The sequence below is a fragment of the Streptomyces milbemycinicus genome, from assembly GCF_002154605.1.
GTDB lineage: Bacteria > Actinomycetota > Actinomycetes > Streptomycetales > Streptomycetaceae > Streptomyces > Streptomyces milbemycinicus.
Genome location: NZ_MUNE01000087.1, coordinates 1 through 4,945 on the forward strand (window position 1 = coordinate 1; position 4,945 = coordinate 4,945).

Consider the following 4,945-nt stretch of genomic DNA (forward strand, 5'->3'; position numbering starts at 1 on the left):
CGGTCGACGAGCAGGGCCATCTCGTAGCCGACGAGGCCGATGTCGCACTCGGGGTGGGCGAGTACGGCCAGGGAGGAGCCGTCGGAGATGGACATGATGAACAGGAAGCCTCGTTCCATCTCGACGACGGTCTGGTTGACCGCGCCGCCTTCGAAGATGCGGGAGGCTCCGGCGGTGAGCGAGGTCAGGCCGGAGGCGACCGCCGCCAGCTGATCGGCTCGGTCACGGGGAAAGCCTTCGGACATCGCCAGAAGGAGTCCGTCGGCGGAGACCACCACCGTGTGCGACACCCCGGGGGTGTTGTCCACGAAGTTGGTGATCAACCAGTTCAGGTTCTGCGCCGCCTGGCTCATCGGGCTCACACTAACGCTCCTGATCGTAGCTGCTGCCGGGGCCGTAGCCCTGTTGGTCATGCTGGTCACGCTGTTGGCGCCCCTTCTGGACGCCGCGGCGCAGGTTGCTCAACCTGCCGCGGATGTCCTCCGGCGCGCGGGAGACCTGGGGGCCGCCCGCTCCGGTCGACTCCGCGGTGCCCTCGACCAGGTTGGCCTTGGGCACTCGCCGGGGCAGACCGGAAGAGGTGATCCCGCCGGCCTTCGGCTCACGCAGCTGTTCGGCTCGGTGCCAGCGCTGGTCGTTCTCCGGGTGCCACGTGAAGGTGTCCGGGAAAGTGTGCTCCCCCGAGTCCTGACCGGGCAGCTCCGGCGCCGCGGGCGCCGCCGGTTCCGCGGTCGGCTGCTGGGTCCCTGAGTCCTCCGACGGCTGCCACTGCTTCTCGCGGCGGGGAAGACCGGCGTCGGTCAGGGAGCTGGTGGTGCTCGGGGAGGGCCCCGGACGGTGGAACTCTACGCTTTCCGAGGCAACTTCGGGAGCGCTTGGCGCAGATTCCGTTTGTGCTGCGTAGTTTGATCCAAAGGGCGACTCAAACGAACCAGTGTCGCTCCAATTTCCCTGGTGGGAAGAGGAAGTGAAGTCAGCGTACGGCGGCGGTCCGGATTCCGTCGGAGCCCTGTATTCCGATTCCGGTTCGGAATACGCCGCAGAAGACGGGAACGGCATGGCCGGTCCGGTCGGCGCCGAGGGGGCGGATGCCCCGGTTTGTGCCATCGGCCCGAACAGCGGATCGCCGCCGTATGCCGAGTCGTCGAACCCGTAGTCGGCGGCCGTGCGCGGCGCGGGGACTTCTTCCTGGATGGCCTGCGGCGCCACAGGGGGCTGAAGGGCCTGGGGGACGGCCTGCGGAGCCTGGGGGACGGCCTGCGGCGGCTGCTGGACCTGCGGGACCTGTGGCGCCTGCTGGGCCTGTTCCTGGCCGATCCGGGGGGAGACCGTGAAGTCCTGGTTCCCGGGCAGCTCCTCGCCGCCTCCGCCGTGCGTGATCGCGTCCGGCAGCATCACCAGCGAGGTGGTGCCCGCCTGCTCGCCCGACGGGCGCAGCTGGCACCGGATGTGGTGCCGGTCGGCGAGGCGGCCGACCACGTACAGGCCCATGCGCTGCGAGACAGCGGCGTCGACGGTGGGCGGATTGGCCAGCTTGTGGTTGATGTCCGCGAAGTCCTCGGCGGTCAGACCGATGCCCTTGTCATGGATCTCGATCATGACGCGGCCGTCGGGCAGCCGGGTGGCGGTCACCCGCACCTTCGTGTGCGGCGAGGAGAAGGTGGTGGCGTTCTCCAGCAGCTCCGCGAGCAGATGCACCAGGTCGGTCACGGCGTTGCCGTGGATCTCGGTCTCCGGGACGCCGGCCAGCTCGATCCGCTCGTACGACTCCACCTCGGAGGAGGCGGCGCGCAACACGTCGATCAGCGGCACCGGCTGGTTCCAGCGGCGGCCCGGCTCCTCGCCCGCGAGGATCAGCAGGTTCTCGCCGTTGCGCCGCATACGGGTAGCCAGGTGGTCCAGCCGGAAAAGGTGCTCGAGCTGGTCCGGGTCGGCCTCGCGGTTCTCCAGCTCGGAGATCAGCGTGAGCTGGCGCTCGATAAGGCCCTGGTTGCGGCTGGAAAGGTTGGTGAAGATCGCGTTGACGTTGCCGCGCAGCATCGCCTGTTCGGCCGCGAGCCGGATCGCCTCGCGATGCACTTGGTCGAAGGCCCGGGCCACCTCGCCGATCTCGTCCCGCGTGGTGATCGGGATCGGGGGCACCCGGGTTTCGATCCGGCCCGGATCGGCCTGGGAGAGCTGGTCGACGAGCATGGGCAGCCGCTGCTCGGCGACGTCGAAGGCGGTGTTGCGCAGCTGTCGCATGCTGCGGCTCATGGAGCGGGCCATCCGGCCCGCCACGACGAAGGCCAGCAGGAGGGCGAGCAGCACGATGGCGGAGTTCACAAACGCGTCGCGCTTTGCGTTCGCGGAGATTTGCGAAGCCTCGTTCACCGCCTTGTCGACGAGGTCCTTCTCGATCTGGCGGTAGGCGTCGAACTTGGCCGTGGAGGCGGCGAACCACGATTCCGCGGTGATGCCGCGCTCCTTGAGGTCGGCCGGCTTTCCGCCGTCGCCGATGCCCTGGATCATCTGCTCCATCGAGGGCGGGACCACGAACTGCCGGTCCTCGGCGGCGGCCTTCCGCCGGGCCTCCTTGACCTGCTCCTCGGCCTTCTTCTGCCCCGCGGCCATGGCCTGCTTCAGCCGGGCCACGTCCTCGGGAAGGCCGGCCGACTGGAACTCGGTGAGGGCGATGTTCTCCAGGTAGACGTACGAGCCGAAGGCGGTGAGCTGGATCTTGCGGTCGGCGGCCGAGGGGCCGGGTTTGACCAGCAGATGGCTGCCAATGGAGCGTTGGAGCGATTCAGCTCCCTTGGCCAGCGAGACCGCGTAAACGGTGCGGCCGTAGGAGGTGATGTTGCTGGTGCCCAGACCGAGTTCGTTTGCGAACTCCAACAGTGAGTGCTCGACCGCGACATAGCCCTCTTCGGTCTTCACCCCGTTCAGCCGGTCGGTGTAGGCGTAGCGGCGCAGATTGGCCAGCTGCGGCTCCACCGCCTGAAAAGCCTTGAGGCGGCGCTTGAGGCTCGCGGTGTTCGGCATGTTCTTGGCGTACTTGTCGAACTCGGCCTTCGCGGCGTCGGTCGCCGCCCGCGCCTTTTTGACCTCGTCCTCGGCGGAGCCGGTGAGCAGTGGAACCGCGGTGCGGTCGCGCTCGTCCACCAGAGCGTGGCTGTAGGACGCGGCCGCGCGGACCAGCCGGGCGGTGCGCTCGGCGTCCTCGGCCGCGTTCCAGGTGGAAACGGAGGACTGCACGCGGAAGCCGCCGAAGAGCAGGGCGACCAGGACGGGTATGAGCATGATCGCGTTCAGGCGGGCCGGCACCCGCCAGTTCCGCGGCGACAGACGCCCGCCGGTCGCGACAGGGGGCGCCGTCGCACCGGCGGGTGGCGCCGCTGTGCGCGGCGGCGGGGTGAAGTTCCCCCGCACCTGTTTCGCGGAGTCCGGCATGCTTCGCCTCACTCGACCAACAACCTCTCGGCGTCGGCACCTGTGTCGTGCCGTTCCCAGCTGAGCCCGTACCGCCCAGTTCAGCGAATTCCAGCATGTTGCGTCGGTGCTTTCCAAACAGTCGGCAAACCATCCGACCAGTTGTCTGGACCAGAGATAAAAGGGGCGTTACGGGTGAGACATGTCAAACGGCGAACTAATTGAGCGCGCAACGGAGCTGTCCGAACGCGCTCCGTATTGAATCCCATGTATTTCTCTGTCGAAACGTTATGAACGCCCGAGCGGGCCGTGTCATAAGACACAGCCCGCTCCGGTCAACGGATCTCGGACAACTGCCGGGATTTTACGCCTACTTCAGCCGAGCCATCAGGGCATGCTCCACGAGTGTGATAAGCGCGCTCTTGGCCTCGCTGCGATGGCGGGCGTCGGTGATGATGATCGGGGTGTCCGGGCCGATCTGGAGTGCTTCCCGCACCTCTTCGGGGGTGTAGGGCTGGTGTCCCTCGAAGCCGTTGAGGGCGATGACGAAGGGGAGCCCGGAGTTCTCGAAGTAGTCGACGGCGGGGAAGCAGTCGGAGAGGCGGCGGGTGTCGACGAGGACGACGGCGCCGATGGCGCCGCGGACCAGGTCGTCCCACATGAACCAGAACCGGTCCTGTCCGGGCGTGCCGAACAGATACAGGATCAGGTCGTCGTCCAGCGTGATGCGGCCGAAGTCCATCGCCACGGTCGTCGTGGTCTTGTCCTGCACATGGCTCAGATCGTCGATCCCGGCCGAGGCGGAGGTCATCACGGCTTCGGTGCGCAGCGGGTTGATCTCCGAGACCGCGCCGACGAACGTGGTCTTGCCCACGCCGAAGCCGCCCGCCACCACGATCTTCGCCGAAGTGGTCGCACGGGCCGGCGGAGCGCCGCCGCTAGAGCTTGCGAAGTCCACTGAGTACCCTTTCGAGCAGTGTCACATCCGGGGTCCCGCCCGCGTCCGAGTTACCGCCGGGCTGATGGATCGCCACCATCCCCGCCTCGGCCAGGTCGGCGACCAGGATCCGGGCCACCCCCAGCGGCATGTTGAGCAGTGCGGACACCTCGGCGACCGACTTGACCTCCCGGCACAGATGGCAGATCCGCTGGTGCTCGGGGAGCAGCCCCTGCAGATGCGCGGGGTCCGCCGTGGTGGAGACCAGCGCCTCGATGGCGAGCTGGTAGCGAGGCCGGGTCCGGCCACCGGTCATCGCGTACGGGCGCACCAACGGCTGGTCGCCTTCACTCCCGTACGGCGAATGATGATGGCCGCCGTACGGGCCGGGCGAGGCAGGGGGCGGGGTCATGGGTCCTCCGGTCGGGACAGGAAGGTGACGGTGTCGCCGTCGGTCGGTGCCGTTTGGGGGGCGTTCGGCCTGTCAGCCGAGCGGGTGGGCGGCGGGTGGTCGGTCAGTTCAGCAGGCTGCCTTGCAGTTCGGCGCGCAGGTCCGGGGTGAGGACACTGCCTGTCCGGTCGACGAGCAGGGCCATC

General features: G+C 68.2%; 4 protein-coding genes and 1 pseudogene. All 5 read right to left on the reverse strand.

The features are described from left to right. Positions 1 to 362, reverse strand: a 362-nt coding sequence (locus CCN51_RS07925; protein WP_086859397.1) for a roadblock/LC7 domain-containing protein, incomplete at its 3' end; no start/stop codon positions are given. A gap of 1 nt (position 363) precedes the next feature. Next, positions 364 to 3,432 (reverse strand): nitrate- and nitrite sensing domain-containing protein, encoded by a 3,069-nt coding sequence (locus CCN51_RS07930; RefSeq protein ID WP_014176117.1) that lies wholly within the window; start codon positions 3,430 to 3,432, stop codon positions 364 to 366. Between the two features lie 349 nt (positions 3,433 to 3,781). Then, positions 3,782 to 4,369, reverse strand: coding sequence for a GTP-binding protein (locus CCN51_RS07935; RefSeq protein ID WP_086859406.1), 588 nt, complete (start codon positions 4,367 to 4,369; stop codon positions 3,782 to 3,784). Further along, a complete protein-coding gene (locus CCN51_RS07940; RefSeq protein ID WP_043486671.1) occupies positions 4,350 to 4,760 on the reverse strand; it encodes a DUF742 domain-containing protein in 411 nt (136 codons plus the stop codon). Before CCN51_RS07940 ends, CCN51_RS07935 begins: the two co-directional genes overlap by 20 nt. Positions 4,761 to 4,863: 103 nt before the next feature. Next, positions 4,864 to 4,945 (reverse strand): annotated as a pseudogene (locus CCN51_RS53090) (roadblock/LC7 domain-containing protein); the annotation flags it as partial.

What these genes read in the sequence shown, in the direction of transcription:
- CCN51_RS07930 (WP_014176117.1), bottom strand. Translation starts at nt 3,432, where the DNA reads ATGCCGGACTCCGCGAAACAGGTGCGGGGGAACTTCACCCCGCCGCCG.
- CCN51_RS07940 (WP_043486671.1), bottom strand. Translation starts at nt 4,760, where the DNA reads ATGACCCCGCCCCCTGCCTCGCCCGGCCCGTACGGCGGCCATCATCAT.